The organism is Candidatus Zixiibacteriota bacterium, assembly GCA_020853795.1.
Classification (GTDB): Bacteria; Zixibacteria; MSB-5A5; order CAIYYT01; family CAIYYT01; genus JADJGC01.
Genome location: JADYYF010000211.1, coordinates 1 through 4,084 on the forward strand (window position 1 = coordinate 1; position 4,084 = coordinate 4,084).

Annotated in this window: 4 protein-coding genes and 1 tRNA gene; 3 read left to right on the top strand and 2 right to left on the bottom strand. The window is 59.3% G+C overall.

Features of this window, described 5'->3' with window-relative positions; translation table 11 throughout:
- Positions 1 to 6: 6 nt before the first annotated feature.
- Positions 7 to 79: transfer RNA gene (locus tag IT585_15315), tRNA-Asn, on the bottom strand.
- Positions 80 to 227: 148 nt separating this feature from the next.
- Between IT585_15315 and IT585_15320 the strand changes: the two genes are divergently transcribed.
- Together IT585_15320 and IT585_15325 are read left to right on the top strand one after the other, a co-directional pair.
- Complete coding sequence (locus IT585_15320) at positions 228 to 1,145, top strand: DMT family transporter (protein MCC6964620.1); 918 nt, start codon at positions 228 to 230, stop codon at positions 1,143 to 1,145.
- A gap of 124 nt (positions 1,146 to 1,269) precedes the next feature.
- Entirely contained in the window at positions 1,270 to 1,728 is a 459-nt protein-coding gene (locus IT585_15325) for a DinB family protein (GenBank protein ID MCC6964621.1), read from the top strand.
- A 454-nt stretch (positions 1,729 to 2,182) separates the two neighbouring features.
- Here the strand turns inward: IT585_15325 and IT585_15330 are convergent, their stop codons facing one another.
- Entirely contained in the window at positions 2,183 to 3,343 is a 1,161-nt protein-coding gene (locus IT585_15330; GenBank protein MCC6964622.1) for a hypothetical protein, read from the bottom strand.
- A 462-nt stretch (positions 3,344 to 3,805) separates the two neighbouring features.
- Here IT585_15330 and IT585_15335 point away from each other — a divergent pair.
- A partial coding sequence (locus IT585_15335; protein ID MCC6964623.1) for a hypothetical protein occupies positions 3,806 to 4,084 on the top strand: 279 nt, incomplete at its 3' end.

Consider the following 4,084-nt stretch of genomic DNA (forward strand, 5'->3'; position numbering starts at 1 on the left):
AAAAAGCTCCCCGGGCCGGGCTCGAACCAGCGACCCGCTGATTAACAGTCAGCTGCTCTACCGACTGAGCTACCGGGGAGTGGAATTTGCGACACGGTCAGGTCGCGCGACAATATATGATTATCGGCGCGCGTGTCAAGGAGATTACCCGACATTTCAATCACGCCCGAAACCCGATCCCCCCGCCGGACTTGCATTAACGTCGACGACTTCGCATTTATGAGGCCATGTCCCAGGAGCGTATCTCCGATGATCCGAAGGCCCGGCCGCAGCCTGCGCCCGGCCGGCGCCTGCTCGCCGAATTCGGTCTGCTTTATGCAGCCGCGATTTGGGGCGCGACCTTCTTCATCGTCAAGGAGGTCGTCGCCTCGGTCGATCCGGTGGTCCTGGTCGGCTATCGCTTCCTGCTCGCCGGGCTGCTGCTGGCAATCTTCCTGTTGATTCGCCGCGCGCCGTTCCTGGAGGGCTGGCGCGACGGGATCATTCTCGGCATCATCCTGTGGTTGCTCTACATCCCGCAGACCATCGGCCTGCAATACACCAGCGCTGCAAATTCCGGGTTCATTACCGGCCTCTTTGTCGTCTTCGTGCCGCTGCTGGCGTATTTTCTGATGCGCAAGACGCCGGCCTACTGGGAGTACTTCGCGATCGCGCTGTCGGTGGTCGGACTGTGGTTTCTCACCGGCGGAATCAGCGGTATGAACTTCGGTGATCTGATCACGCTGGCCGCGGCGTTTTTCTATGCGCTGCATTTGCTTTACTGCGACAAGTACATGAAGCTTGGTCGCGACCCGCTGGTGATCAGTTGTCAGCAATTTCTCTTTGTCGGAGCGCTCAGCCTGGTGACGGCATTCGTGCTGGGGCTGCCGTTTGCGGTCGCCAAATCCTCCGCCTGGTGGCTGATTGTCTTCTTGACCCTCTTCCCCACCGTCAGTGCCTTCGTGGTGCAGTTGTACGCGCAGAAGTTGACTTCGCCCTTTCGCGTCAGTTTGATCTTCACGCTCGAACCGGTCTTCGCGGCGATCTTCGCGTGGACACTCGGCGGCGAAGCGTTCATCCTGCGCAGCGCACTCGGCGGGCTCTTGATCTTTGTCGCCATGATCATCGCCGAGATGCCGGCAGCAAAGCGCGCGCCGATTGCGTAGGGGGGACCATCGCAGTTGCAGTGTCAGGATCGCAGGGATCCTGACCTACGCGAGCAAAATGTGATATCCGCTTGCCGCGCGAGACCGTAGACCTTCTTGACGAATTCAATTTGAAGGAGAATGTATGAGCGAAATCGAACGCATCCTGGATCAACTTCATCGATCCATGTATGGTGAGGCGTGGCACGGCCCGGCGGTGATGGAGCTGTTGGCCGAGATAGACGCAAAGGCCGCGGCGGCGAAACCGATCGAAAGAGCCCATTCGATCTGGGAACTTGCTTTGCACATTGCCGCCTGGCAGGGCGCGGTGCGGACACGCATCGGCGGTAAGGCCGTTGAATTATCGGATGAGCAGGATTGGCCGCCGGTGACTGACACCTCGAAAGCGGCCTGGGAGCTGGCAGTGCGCGGGTTGCGAGGGTCGTACGAGCAGTTGCGCGATGCGATTGCGGGGCTGGATGATCAGGCGCTGCTTATGCCGGTGCCGGGCCGACAACACAATCTCTACTTCCTGATTCACGGCGTGATTCAGCACAACCTCTATCATGCCGGGCAGATTGCGGTGTTGAAGAAGGCCTTGTGAAGTTGTAGGTCAGGATCCCTGCGATCCTGACGGGTCAAATGTAGGTCGGGTTCCGAGCGTTGCTGTCAATGTGTAGTGAAGTGGCCTTTCCGCAGCGCGAAACCCGACACCCTTTTTGGCCTGATGACGAAGATGTCGGGTTTCTCATTCCGGGATACGAATTCTCGATATTCCCCAAGTCCTGTCGCGCGGAATTCGAAACCCGACCTACGGCACTGGTGGTCGAGGAACGCGGATTCGTCAAGTCCGTCCGTGGAGCAGAAACATCTCGAAGGCGTCGTACAGCCGTGAAGATCCCACCGCAATCCCTCGTTCCTCGGGACGCTTCGCAGGCGCTGGGGCACCGGGCGCGCGTCAGGATCACAGGGCTCCTGACCTACCAAACAAATCAACCCGGGGGTGACCCCGGGTTGGGCTGATCAGGTACCGGCGCGGGCCGGGTATGGCATAGTGGTTAGAGGCTGCTGAGAACCGCGACGGTCTGCTTGATCAGCGGCAGAAGTTCCAGCTCCCCTTTGCGGTCGGCCAGAATGGCGCCCCTTTGATTGCGCCCCACGAGATAGCGTCCCCCTTTGACGTCGAGGGAGGTGACTTGCACGTCATCGCTCCAGTCGAGCGGCGTCAACCAGCCTTCGTAGTAGGCAAACACGCCTTCGGTGGCCGTGCCGATGTACATGTAGCTGCGCCCCGCGGCCAGGGCGGTGACGTGCTCCTGGAAGAGGTAATCGCTGGAATCGAGATGTTGCCAGTTGTGGCCGTCGTAGATAAACACGCCGGTGGTGGTGCCGACGAAGAGCTTGCCGAACGCCGATGCGAGCGCGGTGACATTGGCGAAGGCGTCGCGGTTGGTGATCAGATAGCGTTCGTGCCAGCCGTGCTCGTCGAAGTAAAGCAGGCCGTCTTCGGCGGTTGCGGCCCAGAGCGCAAACTGGTCGGAGGAGACATCGACGATCTGCTTGGCGGGAAGAATGTTGCCCACCAACTGGCCGTTGATTTCATAGAGGCCGTCGTGGCGCGTGCCGACGTAGAAGCAGCCGTCGAACGATTTGAGAACGGTGACGGTGTCAGTGATTTCCTTCCAGACGCGCTCGACGACGCCGATTGGATTGATCAGGTAGATGCCGGCCTCGGTGCCGACGAGGATGTTGTCCTCGAACGGCAGCACGGCATAGCAATCGTGGTTGATCAGATCCTGCGGATAGCTGTAGAGTGTGAACGACGAGTCGCTCAGGAAGAACTCGAGCACGCCGCCGGCGGTGGCCATCAGCGCGCGGTCGTCATCCAGGGCGACATCACGGACGTTGCCGAAATCGAGCGAGTCGAGCAGCGCCAGTTCCTCCAGCGTCAGACAGTTGCCGACCGGGAATTGCGGATGGTCGGCGAGTTCATCGTACGGACGCTGTTCCGGCAGCGGATGATCCTCCGGCGCGAAGCGGCCATCTTCGGGCTCGTCGGCGACGGAATTGACAAGTTCGATCTGCGGGGTGGAGTGTTCATCAAGGGTGCTTGATTGCGGCTCCGGCTGAGCTTTCGGTTTGAGGCTGAACACGACGATCAGGGCGGCCAGGATCGTGAGTGCGGCCAGCCCGGCGGCGAATTTGATTTTGCTTAACATCTTGCTTTCTCCTGTTGGCGTTTCCGTTTCATTGTTTCCGACAGAAGAGAGAGTCAAGTCGCGTGCCGAAGTGTAAATGGTTGCGGTAGCGGTAGTTGGAATTTCGGGGACGGTGGGAAGTGTGACTTAGTGTGACCTGAAGGTCACAGGAGAAGTGTTGAATCGGCGGAGGTGTTGTCGTCGGCAGATCGTGCCTCGAAACGCGCGAGAACCCGCCGCAATCCCTCGTTCCTCGGGACGCTGCGCAGGCGGTGGGGCACCGGGCGAGCGGCAGGGTAGCGGGTATTTGCGGGCGACCACGAGGGTCGCCCCTACGGGTGATAGCCGACCCTGCTAAACAAGGCATCGGAGAGAGGTTTTCGGGATGACAAAGGGCTTGGAAAATCGGTATTTGGTGTTATATTAGCATGCCATACTTCAAGGTCGATTTAGCTACCACAGCGGTTCCTGTCGGAGGTCATTTTGAGATCGTTTGCTATTGGCGCTCTGTGCTTGGTCATTGGATTGCTGCTGTTTGGGCAGAGTCCGGCCTGGGGGGCGATCAACCCGGTATTGAGTTATCAAGGGAGTTTGAAAGACTCGACCGGCGCTGCCTATCCGGATGGCAGTTATACTCTTACGTTCACGATTTACGACGATTCAACATTCGGCGCCGCCCTCTGGACCGAGACTCAGGTTGTGACATTGAAAGACGGCTTGATGCACGCCTATCTCGGTTCGGTGGTGCCGTTTGCGGCGGAT